Genomic DNA, 25,036 nt, shown 5'->3' with positions numbered 1-25,036 from the left:
GCGATTGCGGTATCCTTGCCGCTGACATTTTCCCCTTGCCGCCCGAGCGCGGCGCATCGACACACATGCGCATCATTACCGCGAATCTGAACGGCGTTCGATCGGCCGCCAAGAAGGGCTTTTTCGAGTGGTTCGGCAAGCAGGACGCCGATATCCTGTGCGTACAGGAAATCAAGGCGCAGTTGCCTGACATGACACCGGACTTCCTCACGCCGCACGACTACCAGGGCCACTTCCATTACGCGCAGAAAAAGGGCTACAGCGGCGCGGGCGTCTACGTGCGGCGCGAACCGGACGACATCGTCGTCGGCTGGGGCAACGCCGAGTTCGACGCCGAGGGCCGCTACGTCGAAGTGCGTTACGGCAACCTGTCGGTGATCTCGGTGTACATTCCGTCGGGCTCGAGCGGTGAGGAACGACAAACCGCCAAATTCCGTTTCATGGCCGACTTCATGCCGCACCTGCTCGCGCTCAAGGCGGCGGGGCGCGAAGTCGTCCTGTGCGGCGACGTGAACATCGCGCACAAGGAAATCGACATCAAGAACTGGAAGGGCAACCTGAAGAACTCGGGCTTCTTGCCGGAAGAGCGCGCCTGGCTCACGCAGTTGTTCGACGAGCACGGCTATGTCGACGTCTTCCGCACGCTCGACCCGCGCGCCGACCAGTACACCTGGTGGAGCAATCGCGGACAGGCGTATGCGAAGAACGTCGGCTGGCGCATCGACTACCAGATCGCCACGCAGGGCATCGCGGGCAAGGCCAGGGCCACCTCGGTATTCCGCGACATCAAGTTCAGCGACCACGCGCCGCTGACGGTCGACTACGACCACACGCTGTAACGCGAACGCCTGCACGCCGGCACGCACGTGCCGCGCATGCGCCACACCCCGATGAGCGACTGCGACAACGATGGTCGCGGCGGGCGTCCGCCCTTTTTGTCAGCGTGACCCGCTTGCCGCGGGCACGCCATCGCCGCCGTCATCGTCGGCGCCCCAGGGGGCGACCTTCGGCAAGAGCAGCATGCCGGGCACGGCCAGCACCGTACAGATCAGGAAGAACGTCACCCAGCCCACGCCGTCGACGATATAGCCGGTGCCCGCGTTGGCGAACGTGCGCGGCACCGACGCCAGACTCGTGAACAGCGCGAACTGCGTCGCCGTATAACGCGAGTCCGTCGTGCGGGCGATATAGGCGGTAAACGCCGCCGTGCCCAACCCGGCCGTAAACGCCTCGAAGGCAATCACCGCGCCCAGCCCCGTGACCACCGGGCCCGCCTTTGCCAGCCACGCGAAGCCCAACACCGACACCAGTTGCAGCACGCCGAACACCCATAGCCCACGGTTGATGCCCAGCTTGATCAGCCAGATCCCGCCGATGATGCCCCCCGCAACGCTCGCCCACAGGCCCGTCGCCTTGGCGACCACGCCGATCTGCGTCTTCGTGAATCCCAGATCCAGATAAAACGACGTGGCCAGCGACGTCGCCATCGAATCACCCAACTTGTAGAGAAAGATGAACGCGAGCACCAACAACGCCTGCGCCCAGCCGCCGCGCGTGACGAATTCGTGAAACGGCTCGACCACCGCCTCGCGCAACGTCTTCGGCGGCGTGCCGCGAATCTCCGGCTCCTTGACGACGAGCGTCATCACGATGCCCGGCAGCATGAACGCCGCGGTCACGAAGAACACCTGCGACCACGGCAGGTGATCGGCCATGATGAGGGCCAGCGACCCCGGCACGAGTCCCGCCACCTTGTAGGCGTTCACGTGCATCGCGGTGCCGAGACCCTGCTCGCGGTCGGAGAGCAACTCGCGCCGATAGGCATCCAGGCATATGTCGAGACTGGCGCTGAAAAACGCCAGCGCCGCCGCCAGCGCGGCAATCGTCATCAGATCGCGCTGCGGTGAATACGTCCCCATGAGCGCCACCGCACCGGCCACCAGCAGTTGCGTGACGAACATCCAGCCACGCCGCCGCCCCGGCTTCCATCCGAACACGTTGGGCGCGAAGCGGTCCATGAGCGGTGCCCACAGGAACTTCCACGTGTACGGAAACTGGATGAGGGCGAACAGGCCGATGGCCTTGAGGTCCACGTGCTCGCTGCGCAACCACGCCTGCACCAGATTGAGCAGGATGAACAGCGGCAAGCCGGAGGTGAAGCCGAGAATCACGCAGATGAACATCCGCGTGGGGTGAAAGACGCGCCCGTCGTCGGGCGGCAGCGAATCGGTCATGGAAAGGACTGTTGGGGCCAGCCGCCCGCGGTGCACGGCACCCGGCCCCCTCTGTCTTCACCCGCCAGGGGCCAGGCGCTTCGCTGCCCCGTGTGCTGCCGTCGGTTCAGGAACGCTTGACGCGATAGACCGCAAGACTACCACGCCAGTTCGCGCCCACCGACACGAGTCGCCCGTTATGCAACACGGCACGATCGAGAATCTGCACGCCGACGTCCGGGGCGAGCGCCTCGAAGTCCTTGATCGTCAGCACGCGCACGTTCGGCGTGTTATGCCACTGGAACGGCAGGCTCTTCGACACCGGCATGCGTCCCTGCAACACCGACAGCCGGTGCGGCCAATAGCCGAAGTTCGGGAACGACACGATCGCTTCGCGGCCGACCCGCACGGTCTCGCGCAGGATATCGGCCGTGCGGTGAATGGTCTGCAGGGTCTGCGACAGGATGACCGTATCGAAGCTCTGGTCCTCGAAGAGTTTCAGCCCGTCCTCCATGTTTTGCTGGATGACGTTGATGCCCCGCTTGGCCGAGGCCAGCACGCCCGCGTCGTCGATCTCGATGCCGTAGCCGCTCACGTCGAGCTCGTCGATCAGCAGCCGCAGCAACGAACCGTCGCTGCATCCGAGATCGAGCACCTGCGACGACGGTTCGATCCATCGCGCGATGACCCGGAAATCGGGCCGCTCGGCGAGCGATGCCGAAATGCGGCTTCGCGACGCCGCGAGCGCCGCCGCCTGGGCGCTGTTCACCGGTAGCGTGGACTGACTCATACCCCGACCTCCTGGGCGATACGTTCGTAGTAGGCGCGCACCAGGTTGTGATAGCGCGCATCGGTGAGCAGGAAGGCATCGTGTCCGTGCGGCGCGTCGATCTCGGCGTAGCTCACGGTACGACGCGTGTCGAGCAGCGCCTTGACGATCTCGCGCGAGCGCGCGGGGGCAAATCGCCAATCGGTCGCGAACGACACGATCAGGTACTTGGCCGTGGTATGCGACAACGCCTTTGCAAGATCGCCGCCCACCGTGCGGGCCGGGTCGAAGTAATCGAGTGCACGCGTGATCAGCAGATACGTGTTGGCGTCGAAGTACTCGGCGAATTTGTCGCCCTGATAGCGCAGGTACGACTCCACCTCGAACTCCACATCGAAGCTGAAGCGATAGCCGTCGTCCGGCGGATTGCCGTCGCCCTTCACGCCGTCGGCCAAGACCTCGGCACGGCGCAGCGCGCGGCCGAACTTGGTCGCCATGTCCTCGTCGGACAGATAGGTGATGTGTCCGATCATGCGTGCCACGCGCAGCCCGCGACGCGGCACCACGCCGTGTGCGTAATAGTTGCCGCCGTGGAAATCCGGATCGGAGAGGATGGCCGAGCGTGCCACTTCGTTGAAAGCGATGTTCTGCGCGGAAAGCTTTGGCGTGGAGGCGATCACCAGACAGTGCCCAACGCGCTCCGGATACATGATGCTCCACGCCAGCGCCTGCATGCCGCCGAGACTGCCGCCCATCACCGCGGCGAATTTGTGAATACCGAACGCATCGGCCACGCGCGCCTGCGCATTGACCCAGTCTTCGACAGTCACCACGGGGAAGCGGGCGCCGTACGGCTGTCCCGTGGCGTTATCGAGGCTCATCGGCCCGGTCGAGCCGAAGCACGAACCGAGGTTGTTCACGCCGATGACGAAGAAGCGATTCGTGTCGAGCGGCTTGCCAGGCCCGACCATGTTGTCCCACCAGCCGACGTCCTTGGGATTGTCGGCGGCGATGCCGGCCACGTGATGCGACGCGTTGAGCGCGTGACACACCAGCACCGCATTGCTGCGATCGGCATTCAATTCGCCGTAGGTCTCGACCATCAGGTCGTAGCCGGCAAGCGTGCTGCCGTTTTGCAGCGCCAGCGGCTCAGCGAAGTGCATCCGCTGCGGGGTGACGATTCCGATTGAAGATTCCATAAATCCCTTTCCGAAACATGCGGTGGCCGGCGTCCCTGTCGACAAGGGTCGACGGACGGCGTCCTGAAGCGTTCTGTGCGGGAAAAGGGGTCGACGGAAAAACGGCGGCGTGCGCGCACGACCTCTTTAGCCGCATTTTTAATGAATGCCCTCTGTCTGGGAACCCCCTGTCAGAGTCATTCGCGCGCCCGCAAGCGAGTCACCAAATCGGCGCGCCCATCATCGCGTCAAGGCCGGTTGAACGTTCGTCGGCCTCGGCGCGGGTGGCAAAAGTATAACGTAATCTGCGCCGTCGCCGCAGACCGGCGGTCTTAGCGCAGGAGTGCGGCGATCTGGGGCTCGGCCCCCTCGACCGGCGAGCGCTTGAAGCCGCTCTTCGCGAAGCGGTGCCAGCGGCCGAGCACGTAGGACACGAGCAGGTTGGCGCGCGAGTTGGCGTCGAACGTCTCGGGCAGCGTGCCCTGCACGCACGCCAGGCGCAGCACCTGGCGCAGCGACGCCTCGATGCGGTCGAGCAACTGGTTCATGCGCTCCTGCAGGCGCTCGTGCTCGCCGACGAGCGCTTCGCCCGTCAGCACGCGCGTCATGCCGGGGTTCTTCTCGGCGAACCCGAGCAGCATCAGCACGATGGCGCGGGCTTGCGTCACGCCGTCCTGATCCTGCGCGGAGATCTGGTTGATCAGACCGAAGATGGTCTGTTCGATGAACTCGATGAGGCCCTCGAACATCTGGGCCTTGCTCGCGAAATGGCGATAGAGCGCCGCTTCGGAGACCTCGAGACGCGCCGCGAGCGCGGCCGTGGTGATCTTCTCGCCCTTGGGGGTCTCGAGCATGGCGGCGAGGGTCTGCAACACCTGCACCCGGCGCTCACCCGGCTTGGGGCGGGTTGTCTTCACCGGCGCGGGCGCGGCCTCCAGCGCATCGGCGGCGCCGTAACCGGCACCGCTCGAAGAGTTTTCCTGCTGCATCGTCTGGTCGTTATCGTTAGGAATTTGATGATCGGGCGGCTCGGGCGGCGCATCTTGCACCGGCCCCGGTCGCAAGGCGCACCCGTAATGCGCGCAGAGATTGTACTTTGATATCCACATAGTGTGGGCGCCCACTGCGCGGCATGGCATTGCCAAGACTGTTTCTGGCCGGCAGATGCCCCGTGATCCAGACCGTCTTGATACCGAAATGCCGAAGGTGCTTCAGATGGGAGCGTGTGTCTTCGACCAGCCACGTTCGATGCGGCGCGAGGCCCTCGCGCGCCAGCAGCCGGCGCAGCATGATCGCATCTGGTTTGGCGCGCCACGCGCGGCGATCCGCCATGTCCTCGATGCTCACGCAGCGCTCGAAATGCCGACGAATGCCCAGCGCCTCGACAATCGGCAGGGCGTAATGCGCGGGCGCATTGGTCAGGAGAATCTTGCGCCCGGGCAGGCCGGCGAGCAGGCGGGCGATCCCGCGCTCGGCGCGCAGCACCTCGACCAGCGGCGGCAGCTCGTGCACGCGCGCCAGGAACTCGTGCGGATCGATGGCGTGATGCTTGATGAGGCCGAGCAGCACGGCGCCGTACTTCGCCGTATAGTCGGTGCGCAGACGATTGGCCTCGTCGTGCGACAGTCCCAGTCTCTCGACGATATAAGCCGTCATCGCGCGGTTGATGCGCGGAAAGATCGCGTGCGACGCGCGATGCAGTGTGTTGTCCAGATCGAAGAGCCAGACCGGACCGCGCGCGCCGTGTTCGCTGCGGGCGCGGGGCGCCCGGCGGCGCCGGCTCAGAACGTGAGAAGAAGACACAAAGATAGCGGATTCATGCGAGGAGATACGGGGAGATGGCCACCGCGCCCCGACAGCCACCCTTCCTGTCGCAGAACACAGTGCCGCCATGGCTAGGCACGATGCTAGCGCGTGAATCCCGCTTTGACAAACCCGGTGGCGCAGCACCGCATCCCGTGGGGATCGCCCCCCGACGATCCCCACGCCTGAACGACACGCGATGCTGCGCGACCTGGCGTTGTCATGGCGCCTCGATGACGTCTTTCGCGTCATCGCCGGCGCCACCGATCAGAACGTGTGCTGAATGCCCAGCATCGTGCCGAACTGATTACCGCCCGTGGCAACCGAGCCGCCTGCGGCAATCGCCACCGCGCCGTTCTGGCTGTTCGCCACCCAGCCAACCAGGCCATACAGCGACGTGCGCTTCGAGAGCGAGTACGTGGCGCGGCCGATGAGCATCGTCGCGTTGGCACGGCTCTTCAACTGGTAGCGAATGGCCTGCGCGTCGAACGCCCACGTGATCGTCGGCAGATAGCTCACGCCGATGAAGTAGATGTCCGAGCGCAGCGAGGCGGCATCGGCGCTCACGTTACGGTGAATCCAGCCACCGCCCACGCGTCCCGTCGACCATTTGTAGTACGCGTTGATGACCGAGTGCGAGTCGGTGTAACGCGAGCTGGTCAGCGGGGCCGCGGCGCCCGTGTTGCCGCGCATCTGGTCGTACGATGCCGAAATGCCGAAGTTCTGGTAGTCGTAGCCGATCAGGCCCGTGAACTGCTTGCAGGCCTGGTAGTTGCCGGCGACGTTGCCCGCGCAGTTCGTGGCCGACGGACCGCCGGCGGACGAGCCATCGCGCCCGAAGCTATACGTCGCGCCGAGCGTCACGCCGGAGAATTTGCCCATGTAGCCGACCGCGCTGTCGCTACGTGCGCTGGCGATGTACGGATCGACGCTGGCCAGCGAGAAGATCGACGGTCCGATCACGTCGGCGTTGCCGGTCACGTAGAACGTCATGTTGTTCTGACGGCCGAGGAGCACCGTGCCCCAATCGCCCGACAGACCGACGTTCGCCTGACGGCCGAACAGACGTCCGCCGTAGTTCAGGTTGCCGGTGCCCGGCTGGAAGCCGCTTTCCAGCGTGAAGACGGCTTTCAGGCCACCGCCCAGGTCTTCGACGCCCTTGAAGCCGAAGCGCGACGGCACTTTGCCCGTGAGGGTCGGCTCGCCGATGAAGCTGCCGCCCGTGGCGGCGTTGTTGTAGTAAGCGATGCCGGTATCGACGATCCCGTACAACGTCACGTTGCCTTGTGCGTGCGCCAGGCCGGCACCCAGCAGCAGGCCAGCGGCCAATGCATGTTTCACTCTCACTTCTGTCCCCTTGTTTTTAAAATACACAGCAACTACAGACTTCAACCTCCGGACCGGTGACAATCGCGCCGGCCCAGCCTTTTGCAAGACGGCACGTCAGCCGCCTCGGGTACTGCCCTCTGAACCGTCTCCCGAACGGCGCTCTCGGATTGGCTCGCGTGCCTGGATGGCGCGACGTGCGGTGCTGTTTTTCCTCACGCCTCGCGTACGAAAGTGAACCGCGCTTCGCGACGGGCAATGCGCCAGCCCTGCGCGGTCCGCACGAACGTGTCGTCGAATTCCCCCATGACCTGACGCCCCTCTGCCGGGCGTCCAAACGGCCCCGGCGCGACGTGCGCCGACGCGCTCCAGAGCAGCACCGTGCTGCTGCCGATCGCGCGCGTCGGCGACATGACATCGATCAGCACGTTGCCGACAAGATGTCGCGTCAGTCGATCCGCCGGGCGCTCGGCATACGCGGCGGCGATGGCGACGGGGCCAACGAGCGTGTCGCCGTTGGGACGCACGAGCACCCCGGTTTCCGCAAACAGCGCGGCCAGCCCCTGCGGGTCGCGCCGGTCGTTGCAGGCGACGAAGCGCATCACGAGCTCGTGGCAAGCCTGTTTGGCCAGCAGGACGTCGAGCGTTCGCGGGTCGATGCCGGGCATGGCGTCCTGAAGGTTGGCGTCGTGCGTCATGCGCGGCGCCCCCCGGTGGAAGTGGCGCACAACATGGGCCGCGCCAGCCATGTCCGCATGGCATCGGCCACGTCCTGAGGGCGCTCCATCGGACTCATATGGCCGCTGTGTTCAACGACGTGCAACACGCTCTGCGGGATCAGCCCCGCCATGATTTCGTGACGCGCGAGCGGACTCCAAGTGTCTTGCCGTGCGCACAGCACGAGCGTCGGACACCGCACATCGCTCAGCAGGGAGGTTGCGTCCGGTCGGCCGAGCAGTGCATGAATCTGCGCGGCGAACTGATCGGGATCGCTGCGCTCGATCATGTCGAGAATCGTGGCGAACAGCGGCGTGCCGACCTGGTCGGGATGCACCATGCCGGTCGCCCACACCTGCCCCATCGCGCGCATGCCCGCTTCACGCGCGCGCGCGAGCAAAGCGGCACGCCCGGCGCGTTCCTTCTCCGCGGCCTCGCCGTCGGGCAGCGCCTGGTAACCGGTATCGAGCAGCGCGAGATGGGTCACGCGATGCGGCGCGCGGCGCACCACCTCCAGCGCAACGCGTCCGCCCATCGAGTGCCCCGCGAGGGCGAAGCGAGGCTCGGTGGTGCTTGCCAGCACGTGATCGGCCATCGCGTCGAGGGTATCCAGCCTGCCCCACGCGGGAACGCGGCAATCGTATTGCGGTAACGCTGCGGCGGCGGTGGCCCATGCCGCGTGATCGCACAGCAAGCCGGGCAGCATGAGCAATGGAGGACGTTCGGTGTTCATGGCTTCTCTCCCCGCGCCCAAGCGCGATTCGGTATGCACACGTCGCCGTCGAAGAGCCAGCGCGCGGTGCGCAGCAGGCCGGCGCCGGTGACGAGCGTCGCACCGTCGGCCCCCATGCCGAGCGCAAGGCGCACGGTGAATTCCCCGGTCGGATGTTCGATGCCAAGCAGCGGCGCGTCGCTATCCGGCACCACCGCCATGTCGTGGCAGACGGTGCCCGGCAACGCGGCCGCGGTCGCCACGCTCACGGCCGCCAGCACGCCGATGGACGAGTGGCAACGATGTGGAATGAAACAACGTGTCGCGAGGGCGCCTCCGGCCCGCGGCGGCGCGACGAGGCACATCTTCGGCACCGTGCGCGAACGCACGTCGCCGAGATGCATGCGCGGGCCGACGATCCGGCGAATCGCCTCGATCCGCTCGCGCATCGCCTGAAACGCTGGCGCCGTGTCGAGCTGTTCGCAGGACTCCGCGCCAGTGATGCCCAGGTCCGCCGCGCGCATGAGCACGAGCGGCATGCCATTGTCGATGCACGTCACCGCGACACCGTTCACGACCTCCTGACGCTGTCCGGTCGGGAACAGCGCGCCGCAGGATGCGCCTGCCGTGTCGCGAAACATCAACGGAATCGGCGCAGCCGTTCCCGGCACGCCGTCGATGGCCACGTCGCCGTCGTACTTCACCACGCCGCCCGGGGTCTGCACGGTGGCGACCGCCACCTGCCCCGTGTTGACCATGTGAATGCCGACGTCGGTGAGGTCACCCGAGGCGGTCACGAGTCCCCGTTCGATGGCAAACGGCCCTACCCCCGCGAGGAGGTTGCCGCAGTTCTGTCCGTAGTCGACACGCGCTTCGTCGACCACGACCTGGGCAAAGAGATAGTCCACGTCGGCGTCGGGCCGCGTGGCGCGCGAGACGATCGCGACCTTGCTGGTGAGCGGGTTCGCCCCGCCCATGCCGTCGATCTGACGCGCGTCGGGCGAGCCCATCGCCGCGAGCAGCACGGCGTCGCGCGCGGCCCCCTGCTCGGGCAAGTCCTCGGCGAGGAAGTACAACCCCTTCGAGGTGCCGCCCCGCATGACGGCCGCCCGGATACGCGTTTGGGAATGCGTCACGTCGCGATCCTCACTGGCCTTGCAGCTCGTCGAGTGAATCGACGTAGCGCAGGCCTTTCGCGGCAAGACGTTCCCGCATCTTGTAATAGTCCAGCCCGAGCGTGCCGCCCGCGAGCACGCCGCGCTTGTATGCTTCGTCCGCACCGCGCGCCGCCGCCGCCTTGGCCACGGCCTCGGCGCTCGCGAATGGCACCACGACCACGCCATCGTCGTCCGCGACGATCACGTCACCCGGGTTCACGATCTGATTGGCGCAGACCACCGGCACGTTCACCGAGCCGAGTGTCTCCTTGACGGTGCCCTGCGACGAGATCGCCTTCGACCACACCGGAAACCGCATGTCGGTGAGCGTGCCGATGTCGCGACAGCCGGCATCGATGACGAGTCCGGCCACACCGCGCGCCTTCATCGACGTGGCGAGCAGATCGCCGAAGTAGCCGTCGTCGCATGGCGAAGTCACGCCGACGACGACGATGTCGCCCGGCTGCGCCTGTTCTACGGCAACATGCAGCATCCAGTTGTCCGAGGGCGGTGCGAGCACCGTGACCGCGCTGCCAGCGACGGCCGCGCCGGCGTAGATCGGGCGCAGATAGGTGGCCATCAGGCCGAGGCGGCTCTGCGCTTCGTGCACCGTCGCGCTGCCGGCATTGCGCAGCACGTCGAGCGTGGCGGCATCGACACGGGGAATCTGACGAACGACGACGCCGCGGATCATGACAATTGCTCCGTCACGACCGGCGTGAGGCGCATCAGCCCTTCCGCGTACTTGATGTCGCGCGCGGCGGCGATGCCGATGTTGCGCTTGGCCTGCACGCCGCGTTGCAGCGCCACGCGTGTGTAGTAATCCCACAGGTGCTCCTGGCCAGCCATGCATTCGATCGCGGCGCGCTTTTGCTCCCACACCGGCGTGATGTCCACGAAAGTGTTCGGAATCCATTCGCACTGCTCGGTTTGATGCGGCTCGAAGGCGAGCACGGCAGGCGCGCCGATGATCTTCTCGCCCGGCTTGTGGCCCTCGGCCTGGGCAATGACGCGGGCCTCCCGCGTGACGTGCATCGCCAGCGGGTGGTCGAAGTTGTACGGATCTTTCTCCGAATGACTCAGCACGAACGACGGTTGCAGTTCGCGATAGATGTCGACGAGCCGGAAGAGCGTCTCGTCGGACACGCGCATCGGGTAGTCGCCGATATCGAGGAACTCGATTTCCGCGCCGAGAATGTCGGCCGCGCGCTGCGCTTCTTCGCGACGGGCGAGCTTGACCTTCGTTTCGGTCATGTCCGCGCCCTTGCGCCAGAGCTTGGCCGACTCGCCGCGTTCACCGAAGGACAGGCACACGACCTTCATGCGATAGCCCTGCGCGACGTGCGTGGCAATCGTGCCCGCCGCGCGCCAGACGAAGTCCGCCGAATGGGCGCTGACCACGAGGCCGGCCAATCCGCCGGTGTGAGGGTTCTGTGATGTGTTCATGTCTTTGACGTCAATACGTGTTGTGCCGTGCCCGATCAGGCACTTTCCAGCCCGACCAGCGTGCCGAGCAATTCCGGTGACGCAGCCAGTTCGCTGCTGCGTCCCGACCAGACCTCGCGGCCCCGGTCGAGCACCAGCGCGCGGTCCGTCAGTTCCAGTCCCAGTTCCGCGTGCTGCTCCACGAGCACCACCCCCATGCCGCCGTCGGCGCGCAGCTTCCAGAACGCGTCGACCAGTTGATCGACAATCACCGGCGCCAGCCCTTCGAAGGGCTCGTCGAACAACACCACGCGCGGATTGCCGATCAGCGCCCGACCGATGGCGAGCATCTGCTGCTCGCCGCCAGAGAGCTGGTTGCCCAGGTTGCGACGTCGCTGGTGCAGGCGCGGGAACAGGTCGTACACGCGATCGAGCGACCAGGCGTCGCCGGCCGCGCAGGCCTCGCCCATCGCGGACACCTGCAGGTTTTCTTCGACAGACAGCGACTTGAAAATCTCGCGCTCCTGGGGCACCAGCGCCAACCCGGCTCGCGCCCGCGTGTAGGCGGGCCACGCCGAGATATCGTCGTGGCGATATCGCACCGCGCCGCCGTGGCGCGTGGTCAGTCCCAGCAGGCTGAGCAGCAGCGTGCTCTTGCCCACCCCGTTGCGACCGAGAATGGCGAGGGCTTCTCCCGACGCCAGGCGCAGGCTCAGGTCTTCGAGCACGATGGTGTCGCCATACCCGGCGCTGAGTCCGCCGGCTTCGAGCAGGATGTCAGTCATGATGGCGACGCCCCAGGTAAATGTCGCGTACGCGCGGATCGCGGCGCACGTCGTCCTTCTCGCCTTCCATGAGCACCGCGCCTTCGACCAGCACCGTAATGCGGCGCGCGAAGCGGAAGACCAGATCCATGTCGTGTTCGATGACCATCACCGCCACGTCTTCGGGCAAGCGTTCGAGCAGGTCGAACAGCTTGCGGCCCTGCCCTGACGGCACGCCGGCAACGGGTTCGTCGAGCAGCAGTACCTTGGGATCGAGCGCCAGACCGAGCGCGATTTCCACCTGCCGGCGTTGGCCGTAGGCCAGCGCGTTGATGCGCTTGCCCGCGAGATCAAGCATGCCCAGCGCCCGCAGGCGCTCCGCGGCTTCCTCCACAACGGCCGGCCGGCTCGCGAGCGGCTTGCCGATGCGACCGTCGAGGCCGCTGCGCGCCGCGAGCGCGAGCGCAACGTTCTCGGCCACGGTGAGCGTGTCGAACAGCGTGTTGAGCTGGAACGTGCGCGCCAGCCCAAGCTTCACACGCTTGTGCGAGGGCATCGACGTCACGTCCGTGCCGCCCACGCGCACCACACCGGCGTTCGGCTTGAGCACGCCCGTGAGCAGATTCATCAACGTGCTCTTGCCTGCCCCGTTCGGGCCGATCAACGCGTGTCGCGCACCCACGGGCAACGACAGGCTGACGTTGCGTGTGACGTCGAGCTGGCCGAATCGCTTGGACAGCCCCTGTATGTCGAGTGCAGCGCTCACGGCGTCACCTCCTTGTCCGTGGTCGTCGCGTTGGGGTTGCCGGTGGCGTCTGCCGCGGTCGTGCGCTGGACCCGGCGTCGCACAGGGGCCACGCGGGCGGCAAAGCGATCCACCAGTCCGATCAGGCCATCGGGCGCGAACCGCACCACGAGGATGAGCAACACACCGAGCGCGGCGAGCCAGTTCGTTGGATCGATGGCGGCGATGCGATCGGACAGCACCATGAAGACGATCGCCCCGAGCGCCGCGCCGTAGAGACGTCCGGTGCCGCCCAGGGCGAGCATCACGAGCACGTTCGCCGACAGCGTGAACGACAGCGTGTCAAGGGCGACGATGTTGTTGACCTGGGCCGAGAGCGCCCCTGCCACGCCTGCCAACGCTGCGGCGAGGGTGTACAGCATCAGGCGGCGCAGGCCGACACGCACGCCGAGCAGCGACATGCGCATGGCGTTCTCGCGAATGCCCTGCACGGCAAGACCGAACGGCGAGTTCACGAGGCATTGCGTGAACAGATACACGACGAGCAACACGGCGAGTGCATAGAGATACGCCGTGTGCCCATAGATATCGAACGTGAACCTGCCCAGCACCGGGGCGATGGTGTAGCCGGTCAGGCCGTCATCGCCCATCGTGATCGACTTTGCGACATTGCCCGCCTCGTAGAGCAGCGTGGCGCACGCGAGGGTGAGCATGATCTGCGTGAGCCCGCTCACCCGCAGCACGACGATGCCGGTGATGAGCCCCACCCCGGCGGCCACCACCGCACCGGCCACCAGCCCCAGCAGCGGGTCGGGCGATACGTGCAGCGCGAAAAGGCCGGCCGCGTAGGCACCGCTGCCGAAGAATGCCGCGTGCCCCAGCGTCTCGATACCGCAATAGCCCTGCACGAGATCGAGCGAGAGCGCGAAGATGATCATGATCAGCACGCTCGTGGCGAGCGCGAGATACAGATCGGCAAAGAAGTAGGTGGCGACGGCGGCGAGAAGCAACACCGCATCGAGCGCGCCGAGCCGTTTGCGACGCAGCGCGGAGGCCACCTGCACCGTACCCGCAGCCGGCGGCAGAGGATTCGTATGTGACATCGTGACCCTCCGCTCAGGCACGGCCGACCAACCCTTGCGGGCGGATCAGCAGAATGGCCAGCACGGCCAGGTAGATCATGAAAGCGCCAAGCGCCGGCACGTAGTAGCGCCCCAGCGTGTCGATCAGACCGAGCAGCAGCCCCGCGTAAAGCGACCCGCGCAGACTGCCCAGACCACCGGCGGCCACCACGATCAGCACGAGCACCAGGTACTTCAGGCCGTAATACGGTTCGAGCGGCAGAATCTGGCTCGACAGCGCGCCGCCCAGCCCGGACAGACCGCATCCGATGGCAAACGTGATCGAGAACACGAGCGGCACATTGATGCCGACGCATCGCGCCATGCGCGGGTTATCGACCGCCGCGCGCAGCCTCGCGCCGAAAGGCGTGCGCTCCAGGCCCCACCAGATCCCGAGTGCCACGACCGCGCTGCACACCAACGCGAAGATGCGATAGACGGACACGGAGAACGCACCGAAGTCCCACGTGCCGCGCAGTCCCTCCGGGATGGGGATCGACTGCAGCTCGGTCCCGGCGAGATGCTTGGCCAGCGCGCAGATGATGAACGCGAGTCCGATCGTCATGAGCAACTGCCCCAGGCCGTTGGCCGTGTAGACCCAGCGATACAGCGTGCGCTCGAGCACGGCGCCGAGCATCATCGTGCCCGCCACCCCGACGAGCAGCGCGGCGAAGAAATCGAGCCCGGCACGCTGCATGGCCCACAAGGTGAAATAACCGCCGATCATGGCGAAGGCGGAGTGCGCGAGATTGACCACGCGCATCACGCCCAGCGTGACGGTGAGACCCACCGAGATGAGGAACAGCAACATCCCATAGGCCACACCGTCGATCGACAACGACAGGAAAGTGGCAAGCGATTGCGTCATGACGAATTACCGAACGAACTGAGCGACGATGTCTGCGTTACTTGGCAGCCACCTGGGGGTGGCTCACGTGCCACGGCTCGACCACCGACTTGAAGGTCTCAATGGGCTTGTTGCCCAGCTTGCCGTCGATGTTCTCCACGCGGCGGATGTACACGTTCTGCACGATCTCGCGCGTCTTCGGATCGATCGACACCGGTCCACGCGCGCTCATCCAGGCGAAGCCCTTCACGGCGGCGATGGCCTTGTCGCCATCCCTCTTGCCCTTGGTGGCCTTGATCATCTGTGCAATCACGGTCATCGAGTCGTAGGCCGACACGGAAGCGATCGACGGCAGCGCCCCCGGACCGTACTTCGCCTTGTATGCCTTCACGAACGCGGTGTTTTCCGGCGTCGTCAGGAACGGCGAGTAGTGCAGTGCTGTGATCGTGCCAAGCGCGCTGTCGCCAATCGCCGGCAGATCGGACTCCATTGTCTCCGTCGTTGCGAAGAGCTGGATGCCGGTCTTGTCGAGTTCGCGCTCCTTGAACGCCTTGACGAAGCCCGCCGACATCGGTCCCACCGGCATGAACAGGAAAAGGGCATCCGGCTTGGCGTCGCGCACCCGTTGCAGGTAGCTCGAGAAGTCGGTCGTACCGAGCGGCACCTTCACTTCAACGGCGATCTTGCCGCCCGCCTTCTTGAACGTCTCGCTGTAGGCGTCGATCGCGTCGTAGCCCGGAGCGTAATCGGCGACCACGATGGCCGCGTTCTTCACGCCCTTGCTGGCCGCATACTCCACGAGCGGCACGCTCACGGTCCACTGCGTGAAGCCAGTACGCACGAAATACGGCGACTTGAGCGTCACGCTGGACGTGCCCGAGTTGCCGATCACGAGCGGCGTCTTTGTCTGCGTCGCCACGTCGGCCATGGCCAGCACGTTCGGCGTGAACGAACCGCCGAAGAGGTACTGCACCTGATCGCGCACCACCAGTTCCTGCGCAAGCTGACGCGTGCGCTGCGGATTCACACCGCCTTCGTCACGCTCCAGGACCACGAGTGTGTCGTCGCCCACCTTGCTCTTGTGCTGCTCGAGCCACAGGTTCACACCCCGTCGATACTCCGTGCCCCACCAGGACGCCGAGCCGGAGAACTGCCCCAGCATGCCGACCTTGATTTCCTCGGCACGCGCCGAGACAGCGGTGAATTGGCAAACGCTCGCAAGTGCCACAGCAAGCCAAAGATGGCGCTTCATCATGGTGTCGTCTCCTCCGTCGGCGTCGTGCGCCGCTCCGTTTTTTGATGTGGCGCGCCGGGGGTTGGCGGGCCTTTTCAAGGTATCGGAAACAGCTTAGGCAGCCGGGCGCGGCACGTCGAATGAAACTCCCGCGTCGAGCGTTGCGTTTTTCGTATATCCCCGAGATTTCCCCTACGTGATGGGACGCATTTTGCGAAGGAGATTTCGCAGTGCGAGACGTTCCGCGTTCCCATGGTGGAACACCCGTCACAAAAGGCGCGGCGGGAAATCGTCAAGGAACGTGATGGGAATTGGGACGCGCGCGAGGCAGAACGCGACAACGCATGCAAGTCATGGTGGATTGGGCGAAATTCGCCGCGCTCGCGAACGATATCGCGAGCGCGCTGCGCGTCTTACGTCGGATGCTGCATGGTCGGTGCCAGTGCGCGCAGCTCGTCGAGCAACTGCTCCGCGGCCGGGGACAACAAACCGTCGCGCCGCGTCGCAACGCCGATCGCACGACGAGCGTGTTGCAACGGCACTGGCACGACGGCCAGTTCGCCGGTGCGCAACTCCGATGTGATCTGCACCGGCGAGAGCAAGGCGAGCCGGTCGCTCGACGACAACAGACCACGTACCACCGGCGAACTGCTGGCATGCACCTGTGTGCGCGGCAACGCCAGATCTTCCGCATGAAACACGCGCTCGAACACTCTGCGCGCGGGCGTGGCGGGCAGCGGACTCACCCAGCCGTACTCGGCAAGTTCCGCCAGCGTTGGCGTACGCGCCGACGACAGGCACGGATGATCGGCACGCGCGACCACCGACAGATGATCCTCGAACAATGCCTCCTGACGGATGTCCGGCGGCACATCGCTCGCCCGCAAGGCGCCGACGATCATGTCGACGTCCGCCTGGCGCAACTGGCGAATCAGGGCTTCGTAGGTGCCGTCGACCACCGTCACGTTCAGATACGGCGAACGGAACAGCAAACTGTCGATCGCCTTGGGCAGCAGGAAGCCGCTGGACAGCGGCAACGCGGCCACGATCACGGTGCCTTGCTGACGCCCGCCGAACGGCGCGAGTTCGTCTTCGGCAATCGCCAGCTCGGCCAGCGCGCGCTTGACCGGGCCGAGCAGGGCCTGCGCCTCGTCGGTCAGGCGCGTGCCGCGCGGCGTGCGTCGAAACAGCTTGATGCCGATGAGATCTTCGAGCTGGTCGAGATTGCGCTGAATCGTCGGCTGAGAGCATTGCAGGCGGCTCGCCGCGAGCGGTCCGCTCCCCAGCTCCGCCACCGCGATGAAGCTCGTGAGCTGTTGCGGCGCGACGACCGCCGCGAAGCGACTTGCCGCCCGCGCGCCACCGTCGGCCTGCGACGCCGTGGCCGCGAATGCCTCGCGATACCCGGTGGCCAGCTCCGCGAGCGCGCGCGTGGCGCGCACCCCCAGGCGCTGGCCGGCCGCGTTCGGAATCAGGCCACGTCCGCTGCGGTGAAACAGCGGAAAACCCAGCTCCGCTTCGATGTCGGAGATCGACCGCGCAACGGCGGACTGCGAAAGATGCAACGTGCGCGCCGCCCGCGCGACCGAATCGCATTCGAGGACGGCGACCATCGCGCGCAGGCCGCGCAACTTTCGGCACAGGAGCGACGCCTCGTTGGTCTGTGGCGTGCGGCTCCAGGTGCCGCGCTCGTGACACGCCAGCGCGGGCGCGGGCGGCGTGTGAGTCAGACTGATGGAGGTGTCGATGGACATGTGCGATGCCTGGTTCGGCCGGGCTCAGCGCATGGTCGGCACGCGTCGCGTGGCCATGAACTCGTCGAACGTCTCGCCGCGCATGAGCGCATAGACCTCGAGGTTGGTTTTGCGCACCACGCGGGCGAACTTCTCCAGCACGAAGAAATTCACGCCATGGCGCACCAGACCCAGCCAGTCCTGCGCCTGCACCATCGCCTGTTCGTCGGCGGTGAGGCCGGCCGCCGTCATCGCGGCGACGGGATCGCCGAGGAACGTCTCGCGATTCTCGGCGCGAATCATGTGCCAGAAGAAGCGGTTGAGCTTGAGCGTGCGATGGCTCACGCGCAGGTCGAACGCGTACGTGCCAGTGATCGCCTCGATGCCTTCGAGTTGCGGATTCATGCGGCCTCCTCCTCGTAGAGCGCGACGGTCATCGCGGTGGTGGTCGCGAGGTAGTAGTTCAGATGCAGGCGCTTGATGCGTGGACCCAGCGCACCGCGCATTGACAGCCACATGATTTGCTCGACGCTCTCGGCTCCGCCGCGCGCCACGTAATCCACATGCTTGAGTTCGGTCAGCGTCTCGGGCTGGTTTTCGAGCAACGACAGGAACTCGCGATCCCACGCTTCGTCGTTGTAGCCCGCGCGCTCGCCGTGGATCTGATGCGAGAGACCGCCCGTGCCGACGACCACCACGCGCAAATCTTCCGGATACGACTCGATGGCGCGGCGCACGGCCTGGCCGAGGCGATAGCAGCGACGGCCCGTCGGCAACGGGTATTGCAGGACATTGATGGCGATCGGCACGACAGTGCCCGGCCAGTCCGGCGTGTGCGGCCAGAGCAGCGGCAGCGGCGACGCGCAGCCGTGGTCGATCGGCTTGTCCTGGAACACAGTGATGTCGAACTCGTCGTTCACGAGCGACTCGGCGATGTGCGCCTGCAACGCGACGTCGCCTCGAATCGGCGGCAGCGGACGCAGCCCCGCCCCTTCGTCGGCAATCGGGAACGTGTCGCCCACGCCGAGCGCGAACGTCGGATACATGTCGAAGAAGAACGTGGTCGCGTGATCGTTGTAGAAGAACACCAACACATCGGCCTGTTTCTCGGCCAGCCACTTCGCCACGGGCTCGTAACCCTGGAACAGCGGCGCCCATGCGGGATCCTGCTGCTTGCCCTTGTCGTACGCCACGCCGATGGTCGGCACGTGCGACGTACCGATCCCGCCAATGATCTTTGCCACGTGAAGTCTCCGTCTTTTGTCTTGTCATGCGCGGGCGGCGGCGTGCGACGACCCGCATTTGTGCTGCGGCGAGTCTATACGGGATCCCGTATGCACATAAAGCAGGGTATCTACTGATGCTAAAGGTAATTACGGGATCCCATAATAAAAAAGCCGGGGCTGGAAAGGTCCAGCACGACCGGCACGTATTCCAGCGATCGAAAGGAGACGCATGCTGCATCCCACGCCAACCACGGTTCTGTTGCGCGAGATGATCCTCAAGGGCGAACTGGCGCCCGGCGAGCGCCTGGCCGAAGCCAAGCTCGCAGAACAGTTGGGGGTCTCGCGCATGCCGGTCCGGCAGGCGTTGCCGGTGCTTGCCGAAGAGGGACTGGTGGTGCGCGCCGGTCAGCGAGGCTACGCGGTGCGCGCGCATACGCGAGAGGAGAGTGTCGAGGCGCTGCATCTGCGCGGCGCACTCGAAGGCTATGCCGCGCGTCTGCTGGCTGAAAAAGGCGCCAGCGTCGAATTGCTCAAGCAATTGCGCGCGCTGCTGGCCGAGGGCGATGCCTTGCTCGCCGACCATACGATGACGGCCGAAGTGCAGATTGGGTACGCCTCGCTCAACGCGCGCTTTCACGACCTGCTCGTCACCGGCGCACAGAACGCACTGCTCGAAGGCTTTGTCACGCGCTGCAATCTGGTGCCATTCGTCGCGCCGCGCACGGTTGCCTTCGGGCACAAGGATCGACGCCAGTACGCCGACATCATCGCGTATGCGCATCGGCAGCATCACGCGATCGTCGAGGCGATTGCCGCACGCCAGCCCGATCGCGCCGAGTTCATGTGCCGCGAGCACATCGTCACGCAAGAACACAGCATGGGTGCGCAGTGGCTCTGACGCGCCGCCCCTGACTTCACCGACTTCACCGACTTCACCGACTTCATCCCGATCATTTTCCATCAACACGAGCACGCGCCAGTCGAAGGCGCGCCAAGGAGACAAATCATCATGTTCCTGAAAAATACCTGGTACGTCGCCTGCACGCCGGACGCGTTTGCCGACAAGCCGCTGGGTCGCAAGATCTGCAACGAAGCGATGGTGTTTTTCCGCGATGCGAATGGCAATGCCGCCGCCCTGGAAGATTTCTGTCCGCATCGCGGCGCGGCGTTGTCGCTGGGCTTCGTCAACGACGGCCACCTGGTGTGCGGTTATCACGGCCTGACGGTCGATGGCGGCGGCAAGTGCACGAAGATGGTCGGCCAGCGTGTCGGCGGCTTCCCGAAAACGCGCGCGTATCCGTGCGTGGAACGCTACGGCTTCGTGTGGGTCTGGCCGGGCGACGCCGCGCTCGCGAATCCCGACGAGATCCCGCACCTGGAATGGGCGGTGAGCGATGGTTGGGCGTACGGCGGCGGCCTGTACCACATCAAGTGCGACTATCGACTGATGATCGACAACCTGATGGACCTGACGCACGAGACCTATGTGCACGCGACGAGCATCGGTCAGGAAGAGATCGAGGAAGCCCCGCCGAAGACGACGGTGGAGGGGGACACGGTGATCACGGCGCGTCATATGGAGAACATCAAGGCGCCGCCGTTCTGGGCGAGCGCACTGCGCGCGAACGGCCTGGACGATCAGGTGCCGTGCGACCGCTGGCAAGTGTGCCGCTTCACGCCGCCGAGTCACGTGATGATCGAAGTGGGCGTGGCGCACGCGGGTCATGGCGGTTACGACGCCCCGGCCGACAAGAAGGCAGGCAGCATCGTCGTCGACTTCATCACGCCCGAGACCGACGAGTCGATCTGGTACTTCTGGGGCATGGCGCGCAACTTCAAGCCCGAGGATGCGGCGCTGACCGCCTCGATCAAGCGCGGCCAGGGCGGCATCTTCGCCGAGGACCAGGAAGTGCTCGAAGCGCAGCAGCGCAATCTCGCGGCGTATCCGGAGAAGAAGATCCTCAAGCTCAACATCGACGCCGGCGGCGTGCAGTCGCGCAAAGTGCTCGATCGTCTGATCGATGCCGAACGGGCCCGGGCGGCGAACGTGGAGAGCGCGGCATGAAGGTCCGGCTGGCGAGCAAGCGCGATGTCGCCACCGACATCTGCGAATTCGAATGGGTGAGTGTCGACGGCAGCCCGCTGCCGGCCTTTACCGCTGGCGCGCACATCGACGTGCATGTCGCCGACGGTCTCGTGCGGCAGTACTCGTTGTGCAATGCGCCCGGTGAGACCCATCGTTATTGCGTGGGCGTGCTGCGCGATCCGGCGTCTCGAGGTGGCTCGACCGGCATGCACGCGCTCACGCCCGGCACGACGCTGGAGATCAGCGCCCCGCGCAATCACTTCCCCTTGGCGGAACACGCCACGCACAGCATCCTGCTCGCCGGTGGCATCGGCGTGACGCCGATTCTGTGCATGGCCGAGGCGTTGTCTGCCCGCGACGCATCGTTCGAAGTGCATTACGGTACGCGTGAGCCGGCGCGCACGGCGTTTCGCGAACGTTTCGCGCGCGACGATCTCGCGGCGAAGACGCGACTGTACTTCGACAGCGAAGGCGAGCGCGCCGATCTCGACGCCATTCTTGCGCAACCGTCCGGCGGCAAGCACCTTTACGTCTGCGGTCCGGCAGGATTCATCGACGCCGTGCTGGCGCGTGCGGATGCGGCGCAGTGGCCGGAAGGCAATGTGCATCGAGAGTACTTCGCCGCACCGGTACCCGTGGAGACGGCGGGCGACAAGGCGTTCCAGGTCAAGCTGCATTCGAGCGGTCGCGTGATCGACGTGAAGGCCGGCGAGACCATCGTCGCGGCGCTCGCGGCGCAGGGTGTGGAAGTGCAGATGTCGTGCGAACAAGGCGTCTGCGGCACGTGTCTCACGCGCGTGATCGACGGCACCCCTGAGCATCGCGACGTCTACCTGACCGACGATGAACGCGCCGCGAACGACCAGATCCTGCCGTGCTGCTCGCGTAGCCAGTCGCCCATGCTGGTGCTCGATCTGTAACGCGTCATCGTCGACACCGTAGGGAATCGCCCCGCTTCGCATCGCGAGCGGGGCCGCATTTTCCAATGATGACCGAACCGCGTCGCGACCTTCGTCGACGTCATCGGCGCTGCGGACATCACAGCACCCGGTCCTTGGTCTCGCGGACGAGGACCGTCGAGATCAGTGCCATCGCGGCAATCACGAGGAAGTAGACGATGACCGGCCAGATGTGGCCATGGCTCCATGCAAGCAGGCCCGCCGCAATCATCGGTGCGAGTCCGCCACCGAGCACGGTACCGATCTGCTTGCCGAGCGATACGCCCGAGAAGCGCACACGCGTATCGAACAATTCCGAGAAAAAGCTGCCTTCGGGGCCGAACATCATCGGGTGAATCAGGCCCGCGCCGATCACGATGGCGAGCACGACCAGCGCCGTCTCCTTGCTGCCCATCATCAGGAAGAACGGATAGATGAAGATCGCCGTCGCGACCAACCCCAGCAAGAACATCGGACGGCGTCCCAGCTTGTCGGAGAGCATGCCGAACGCCGGGATCGTCAGCATGGCGAGCAGGTTCGCGTACAGCACGCCGTCGGCCATCGTGCTGCGCGGCAAGCCGAGCGTCTTGGTACCGTACGACAGTGAGAAGATCGCCACCAGGTAAAAGAAGCTCGTCTCGGCCAGACAGATGAAGAACGTCACGAGCGTCGGCCGCCAGTAATGCGTGAGCACTTCCACGACGGGCACTTTCGCGATGTCGCGATGCTGCTCCGCCGCCTTGAAGCTCGGCGACTCCTCCACTTTCAGGCGCACATAGGTGCCCAGTGCCACGAGCAGCAGGCTCACGAGAAACGGCACGCGCCAGCCCCACGTCAGCAGATCCTTTTCGGGCAATCGGGTGATCAGCACGATGGCGAGCGACGCGGCAACGATCGACGTCGGCCCGGCGGCCTGGATCAGTCCGCCGAAAAGGCCGCGCAGGTGCGCGGGCGCACCTTCGACCGTCATCAGCAGTCCGCCGACCGACTCGCCGCCGAGCGCAAACCCCTGCACGAAGCGCAGCGTCACGAGCATTATCGGCGCCCACATGCCGACCTGGTCATAGGTCGGCAACAGGCCGATCATCGTGGTGGCCACGCCCATCAGCACCAGCGTGAACAGCAGGATGGACTTGCGCCCGACGCGATCGCCAAAGTGTCCGAAGACGATGCCGCCGACAGGCCGCGCAAGGAAGCCGACGGCGAAGGTGGCGAACACGGCGATCATGCCGGTCATCGGGTCGAGCTGGGGGAAGAACAGCCGGTCGAACACGATGGGCGCGAGAAAGCCATAGACGAAAAAGTCATACCACTCGATGGCGGTACCGAAGCAACTGGCCGCCACCACGCGGCCGAAATTCGCCGTCGCGCCGGCGCGCGTCGCTTCGTTGTGTTGCATGTCGCCGGCCTGCGTATGGCCGGACGTTGCGCCGGCGGCAGCCGGTGCAGTCTCAAACGGTTGTGACACGGTTGTCTCCTCCGGCCGTCTGTTCCGGTGTCCCGGCTGCGGCGGTATGGTGGTCCTGCATGACGCCATCGGCGCCGAGTGACGGAACGTCGCTCAGAACGGGTAATGACGCGGGGTGGTCTGCACTGTTATCCAGCGCAGATCGGTGAATTCATGGATACCGGCCTTGCCGCCGAAACGTCCCCAACCGCTCGACTTCACGCCGCCGAATGGCATCTGCGCTTCGTCGTGCACCGTGGGGCCATTGATGTGACAGATGCCCGATTCGATGCGCTTGGCCACGCCCATCGCGCGAGCAATGTCACGGCTGAACACGGCGGACGACAGGCCATAGGCATTGTCGTTGGCGCAGGCGATGGCGGCTTCGTCGTCCTTCACCCGCACGATGCCCTTGACCGGACCGAACGATTCCTCGCGATAGATGTGCATGTCCGGCGTGACGTGATCGAGCAACGTCGCGGGCATCAGCGTGGTGTCGGCCCGGCCGCCGCACAGCAGCGTTGCGCCCTTGGCAAGCGCATCGTCGATCAACGCATTGCAGCGTTCGACCGTAGCCATATCGATCACTGAGCCCAGCACGACCGGCCCCTCGCGCGGATCGCCCAGCGGTAGCGCGCGCGCCTTGGCGGCGAGCTTGTCAACGAAGGCGTCGGCGATCGATTCGGCAACCACGATGCGCTCCGTCGACATACAGATCTGGCCGGAGTTGGCGAACGCGCCGAACGCGACACCGTCCACGGCCGCGTCGAGGTCGGCATCGTCGAGCACAAGGCACGGCGCCTTGCCGCCCAGCTCCAGCACCGCCGGCTTGAGATACTCGGCGCACAGCGTGGCGATGATGCGGCCGACGCGCGTCGAGCCGGTAAAGTTCACGCGACGCACGGCAGGCGCGGCGATCAGCGCCTCGACGATCGCGCCCGCGTCTTTTGGTGCATTCGTGATGAAGTTCACGACCCCCGGTGGCAGACCGGCTTCGTCGAGCGCATCGGCAATCAGGCCGTGCGTGGCCGGGCACAGCTCCGAGCCCTTGAAGACGACGGTATTGCCGCAGGCGAGCGGCAGGGCAAGCGAGCGCACGCCGAGAATCACCGGCGCGTTCCACGGCGCGATGCCAAGCACCACGCCCGCCGCCTGACGCACGCCCATCGCAAGGCTGCCCGGCACATCCGAAGGAATGATCTCGCCGGCGATCTGCGTCGTCATGGCAGCCGCTTCGCGCAGACCCTGTGCCGCCAAATGCACATTGAAGCCCGCCCACAATCCGGATGCACCGGTCTCCGCCGCCATGGCCGCCTGAAACGCTTCGACCTTCGCTTCCAGCCGGTCGGCGGCCTTCATCAACAGTGCGCGCCGTTCTCCGGGGCCGGTGCTGGACCAGGCGGGGAAGGCGTCGCACGCGGCCTGCACCGCGGCGCGGGCGTCGTCGGCCGTGGCGGCCGGGGCACGCGAGGCCACTTCGCCGTCCAGCGGATTGCGTCGCTCGAACGTGGCGCCGTGCTTGGCGCCGATGCGCTTACCGGCGATCAGCATCGTCAGCGCTTTGGGGTCTTGCTGGGCTTGCATGGTGATTTGTC

Annotated in this window: 25 protein-coding genes; 4 read left to right on the top strand and 21 right to left on the bottom strand. The window is 65.7% G+C overall.

The genetic code is table 11. The features are described from left to right. The first annotated feature begins 65 nt into the window (after positions 1 to 65). On the top strand, positions 66 to 839 hold the full coding sequence (locus PTE31013_RS01525) for an exodeoxyribonuclease III (protein WP_150611067.1): 774 nt from the start codon (positions 66 to 68) through the stop codon (positions 837 to 839). A 99-nt stretch (positions 840 to 938) separates the two neighbouring features. Here the strand turns inward: PTE31013_RS01525 and PTE31013_RS01520 are convergent, their stop codons facing one another. The 19 genes from PTE31013_RS01520 to PTE31013_RS01430 all read right to left on the bottom strand — a co-directional run bounded on the left by PTE31013_RS01520 (position 939) and on the right by PTE31013_RS01430 (position 18,988). Next, positions 939 to 2,234 carry an AmpG family muropeptide MFS transporter gene (locus PTE31013_RS01520; protein WP_150611066.1) on the bottom strand — a complete coding sequence of 432 codons (1,296 nt, stop codon included), beginning with the start codon at positions 2,232 to 2,234 and terminating at the stop codon, positions 939 to 941. A gap of 106 nt (positions 2,235 to 2,340) precedes the next feature. Next, positions 2,341 to 3,003: a methionine biosynthesis protein MetW gene (metW, locus tag PTE31013_RS01515; protein WP_246173856.1), complete on the bottom strand. Its 663-nt coding sequence runs from the start codon at positions 3,001 to 3,003 to the stop codon at positions 2,341 to 2,343. Next, positions 3,000 to 4,181, bottom strand: a complete 1,182-nt coding sequence (metX, locus tag PTE31013_RS01510; protein WP_150611065.1) for a homoserine O-succinyltransferase MetX — start codon at positions 4,179 to 4,181, stop codon at positions 3,000 to 3,002. Before metX ends, metW begins: the two co-directional genes overlap by 4 nt. A 311-nt stretch (positions 4,182 to 4,492) precedes the next feature. Further along, positions 4,493 to 5,149: a nucleoid occlusion factor SlmA gene (gene slmA / locus PTE31013_RS01505; RefSeq protein ID WP_150611064.1), complete on the bottom strand. Its 657-nt coding sequence runs from the start codon at positions 5,147 to 5,149 to the stop codon at positions 4,493 to 4,495. A gap of 16 nt (positions 5,150 to 5,165) precedes the next feature. Next, positions 5,166 to 5,963 carry a pyrimidine 5'-nucleotidase gene (locus PTE31013_RS01500; protein WP_425495529.1) on the bottom strand — a complete coding sequence of 266 codons (798 nt, stop codon included), beginning with the start codon at positions 5,961 to 5,963 and terminating at the stop codon, positions 5,166 to 5,168. 267 nt (positions 5,964 to 6,230) lie between these two features. Then, entirely contained in the window at positions 6,231 to 7,304 is a 1,074-nt protein-coding gene (locus PTE31013_RS01495; RefSeq protein ID WP_174978421.1) for a porin, read from the bottom strand. Positions 7,305 to 7,504: 200 nt separating this feature from the next. Next, positions 7,505 to 7,987 carry a nuclear transport factor 2 family protein gene (locus tag PTE31013_RS01490; protein WP_150611062.1) on the bottom strand — a complete coding sequence of 161 codons (483 nt, stop codon included), beginning with the start codon at positions 7,985 to 7,987 and terminating at the stop codon, positions 7,505 to 7,507. After that, positions 7,984 to 8,739, bottom strand: coding sequence for an alpha/beta fold hydrolase (locus PTE31013_RS01485; protein WP_150611061.1), 756 nt, complete (start codon positions 8,737 to 8,739; stop codon positions 7,984 to 7,986). The genes PTE31013_RS01490 and PTE31013_RS01485 overlap by 4 nt, the downstream gene beginning before the upstream one ends. Next, a complete protein-coding gene (locus PTE31013_RS01480) occupies positions 8,736 to 9,854 on the bottom strand; it encodes a 4-oxalomesaconate tautomerase (RefSeq protein ID WP_150611060.1) in 1,119 nt (372 codons plus the stop codon). Before PTE31013_RS01480 ends, PTE31013_RS01485 begins: the two co-directional genes overlap by 4 nt. 10 nt (positions 9,855 to 9,864) lie before the next feature. Beyond that, positions 9,865 to 10,569 (bottom strand): 4-carboxy-4-hydroxy-2-oxoadipate aldolase/oxaloacetate decarboxylase, encoded by a 705-nt coding sequence (locus tag PTE31013_RS01475; RefSeq protein ID WP_174978391.1) that lies wholly within the window; start codon positions 10,567 to 10,569, stop codon positions 9,865 to 9,867. After that, on the bottom strand, positions 10,566 to 11,321 hold the full coding sequence (locus PTE31013_RS01470) for a PIG-L deacetylase family protein (RefSeq protein ID WP_150611059.1): 756 nt from the start codon (positions 11,319 to 11,321) through the stop codon (positions 10,566 to 10,568). The genes PTE31013_RS01475 and PTE31013_RS01470 overlap by 4 nt, the downstream gene beginning before the upstream one ends. Positions 11,322 to 11,356: 35 nt before the next feature. Next, positions 11,357 to 12,085: an ABC transporter ATP-binding protein gene (locus PTE31013_RS01465; protein ID WP_150611058.1), complete on the bottom strand. Its 729-nt coding sequence runs from the start codon at positions 12,083 to 12,085 to the stop codon at positions 11,357 to 11,359. Beyond that, positions 12,078 to 12,830 (bottom strand): ABC transporter ATP-binding protein, encoded by a 753-nt coding sequence (locus PTE31013_RS01460; protein WP_150611057.1) that lies wholly within the window; start codon positions 12,828 to 12,830, stop codon positions 12,078 to 12,080. The genes PTE31013_RS01465 and PTE31013_RS01460 overlap by 8 nt, the downstream gene beginning before the upstream one ends. Further along, positions 12,827 to 13,912, bottom strand: a complete 1,086-nt coding sequence (locus PTE31013_RS01455; RefSeq protein ID WP_150611056.1) for a branched-chain amino acid ABC transporter permease — start codon at positions 13,910 to 13,912, stop codon at positions 12,827 to 12,829. Before PTE31013_RS01455 ends, PTE31013_RS01460 begins: the two co-directional genes overlap by 4 nt. Positions 13,913 to 13,925: 13 nt before the next feature. Then, on the bottom strand, positions 13,926 to 14,798 hold the full coding sequence (locus PTE31013_RS01450; protein WP_150611055.1) for a branched-chain amino acid ABC transporter permease: 873 nt from the start codon (positions 14,796 to 14,798) through the stop codon (positions 13,926 to 13,928). A 37-nt stretch (positions 14,799 to 14,835) separates the two neighbouring features. Beyond that, the gene (locus PTE31013_RS01445; RefSeq protein WP_150611054.1) at positions 14,836 to 16,032 is read right to left on the bottom strand and encodes an ABC transporter substrate-binding protein; all 1,197 of its coding nucleotides are present in this window, start codon (positions 16,030 to 16,032) and stop codon (positions 14,836 to 14,838) included. 392 nt (positions 16,033 to 16,424) lie between these two features. Then, a complete protein-coding gene (locus tag PTE31013_RS01440; protein ID WP_150611053.1) occupies positions 16,425 to 17,765 on the bottom strand; it encodes a LysR family transcriptional regulator in 1,341 nt (446 codons plus the stop codon). A gap of 24 nt (positions 17,766 to 17,789) precedes the next feature. Continuing rightward, positions 17,790 to 18,149: a protocatechuate 3,4-dioxygenase gene (locus tag PTE31013_RS01435; protein ID WP_150611052.1), complete on the bottom strand. Its 360-nt coding sequence runs from the start codon at positions 18,147 to 18,149 to the stop codon at positions 17,790 to 17,792. Further along, positions 18,146 to 18,988: a gallate dioxygenase gene (locus PTE31013_RS01430; RefSeq protein WP_150611051.1), complete on the bottom strand. Its 843-nt coding sequence runs from the start codon at positions 18,986 to 18,988 to the stop codon at positions 18,146 to 18,148. The genes PTE31013_RS01435 and PTE31013_RS01430 overlap by 4 nt, the downstream gene beginning before the upstream one ends. Before the next feature lie 211 nt (positions 18,989 to 19,199). Here PTE31013_RS01430 and PTE31013_RS01425 point away from each other — a divergent pair, with 211 nt between their 5' ends. The 3 genes from PTE31013_RS01425 (at position 19,200) to PTE31013_RS01415 (ending at position 21,976) form a co-directional block, all read left to right on the top strand. Continuing rightward, the gene (locus PTE31013_RS01425) at positions 19,200 to 19,868 is read left to right on the top strand and encodes a GntR family transcriptional regulator (RefSeq protein WP_150611050.1); all 669 of its coding nucleotides are present in this window, start codon (positions 19,200 to 19,202) and stop codon (positions 19,866 to 19,868) included. 111 nt (positions 19,869 to 19,979) lie between these two features. Next, a complete protein-coding gene (locus PTE31013_RS01420; protein WP_150611049.1) occupies positions 19,980 to 21,035 on the top strand; it encodes an aromatic ring-hydroxylating dioxygenase subunit alpha in 1,056 nt (351 codons plus the stop codon). Next, positions 21,032 to 21,976, top strand: coding sequence for a PDR/VanB family oxidoreductase (locus PTE31013_RS01415; protein ID WP_150611048.1), 945 nt, complete (start codon positions 21,032 to 21,034; stop codon positions 21,974 to 21,976). The genes PTE31013_RS01420 and PTE31013_RS01415 overlap by 4 nt, the downstream gene beginning before the upstream one ends. A gap of 118 nt (positions 21,977 to 22,094) precedes the next feature. On the opposite strand, the gene PTE31013_RS01410 is transcribed toward PTE31013_RS01415, so the two are convergent. Together PTE31013_RS01410 and PTE31013_RS01405 are read right to left on the bottom strand one after the other, a co-directional pair. Continuing rightward, the gene (locus PTE31013_RS01410; protein WP_150611047.1) at positions 22,095 to 23,462 is read right to left on the bottom strand and encodes an MFS transporter; all 1,368 of its coding nucleotides are present in this window, start codon (positions 23,460 to 23,462) and stop codon (positions 22,095 to 22,097) included. Between the two features lie 93 nt (positions 23,463 to 23,555). Next, positions 23,556 to 25,025: an aldehyde dehydrogenase gene (locus PTE31013_RS01405; protein WP_150611046.1), complete on the bottom strand. Its 1,470-nt coding sequence runs from the start codon at positions 25,023 to 25,025 to the stop codon at positions 23,556 to 23,558. Positions 25,026 to 25,036: the final 11 nt, after the last annotated feature.

It is taken from the genome of Pandoraea terrigena, assembly GCF_902459705.1.
In the GTDB taxonomy this organism is placed as follows: Bacteria; Pseudomonadota; Gammaproteobacteria; order Burkholderiales; family Burkholderiaceae; genus Pandoraea; species Pandoraea terrigena.
Note: the sequence above shows the minus strand (reverse complement) of the source record. Positions and strands in the feature narration are given on the sequence as shown.

What these genes read in the sequence shown, in the direction of transcription:
- PTE31013_RS01450 (WP_150611055.1), bottom strand. Translation starts at nt 14,798, where the DNA reads ATGACGCAATCGCTTGCCACTTTCCTGTCGTTGTCGATCGACGGTGTG.
- metW (WP_246173856.1), bottom strand. Translation starts at nt 3,003, where the DNA reads ATGAGTCAGTCCACGCTACCGGTGAACAGCGCCCAGGCGGCGGCGCTC.
- PTE31013_RS01440 (WP_150611053.1), bottom strand. Translation starts at nt 17,765, where the DNA reads ATGTCCATCGACACCTCCATCAGTCTGACTCACACGCCGCCCGCGCCC.
- PTE31013_RS01435 (WP_150611052.1), bottom strand. Translation starts at nt 18,149, where the DNA reads ATGAATCCGCAACTCGAAGGCATCGAGGCGATCACTGGCACGTACGCG.
- PTE31013_RS01420 (WP_150611049.1), top strand. Translation starts at nt 19,980, where the DNA reads ATGTTCCTGAAAAATACCTGGTACGTCGCCTGCACGCCGGACGCGTTT.
- slmA (WP_150611064.1), bottom strand. Translation starts at nt 5,149, where the DNA reads ATGCAGCAGGAAAACTCTTCGAGCGGTGCCGGTTACGGCGCCGCCGAT.
- PTE31013_RS01415 (WP_150611048.1), top strand. Translation starts at nt 21,032, where the DNA reads ATGAAGGTCCGGCTGGCGAGCAAGCGCGATGTCGCCACCGACATCTGC.
- PTE31013_RS01475 (WP_174978391.1), bottom strand. Translation starts at nt 10,569, where the DNA reads ATGATCCGCGGCGTCGTCGTTCGTCAGATTCCCCGTGTCGATGCCGCC.
- PTE31013_RS01455 (WP_150611056.1), bottom strand. Translation starts at nt 13,912, where the DNA reads ATGTCACATACGAATCCTCTGCCGCCGGCTGCGGGTACGGTGCAGGTG.
- PTE31013_RS01470 (WP_150611059.1), bottom strand. Translation starts at nt 11,321, where the DNA reads ATGAACACATCACAGAACCCTCACACCGGCGGATTGGCCGGCCTCGTG.
- PTE31013_RS01485 (WP_150611061.1), bottom strand. Translation starts at nt 8,739, where the DNA reads ATGAACACCGAACGTCCTCCATTGCTCATGCTGCCCGGCTTGCTGTGC.
- PTE31013_RS01405 (WP_150611046.1), bottom strand. Translation starts at nt 25,025, where the DNA reads ATGCAAGCCCAGCAAGACCCCAAAGCGCTGACGATGCTGATCGCCGGT.
- metX (WP_150611065.1), bottom strand. Translation starts at nt 4,181, where the DNA reads ATGGAATCTTCAATCGGAATCGTCACCCCGCAGCGGATGCACTTCGCT.
- PTE31013_RS01445 (WP_150611054.1), bottom strand. Translation starts at nt 16,032, where the DNA reads ATGATGAAGCGCCATCTTTGGCTTGCTGTGGCACTTGCGAGCGTTTGC.
- PTE31013_RS01425 (WP_150611050.1), top strand. Translation starts at nt 19,200, where the DNA reads ATGCTGCATCCCACGCCAACCACGGTTCTGTTGCGCGAGATGATCCTC.
- PTE31013_RS01525 (WP_150611067.1), top strand. Translation starts at nt 66, where the DNA reads ATGCGCATCATTACCGCGAATCTGAACGGCGTTCGATCGGCCGCCAAG.
- PTE31013_RS01490 (WP_150611062.1), bottom strand. Translation starts at nt 7,987, where the DNA reads ATGACGCACGACGCCAACCTTCAGGACGCCATGCCCGGCATCGACCCG.
- PTE31013_RS01520 (WP_150611066.1), bottom strand. Translation starts at nt 2,234, where the DNA reads ATGACCGATTCGCTGCCGCCCGACGACGGGCGCGTCTTTCACCCCACG.
- PTE31013_RS01465 (WP_150611058.1), bottom strand. Translation starts at nt 12,085, where the DNA reads ATGACTGACATCCTGCTCGAAGCCGGCGGACTCAGCGCCGGGTATGGC.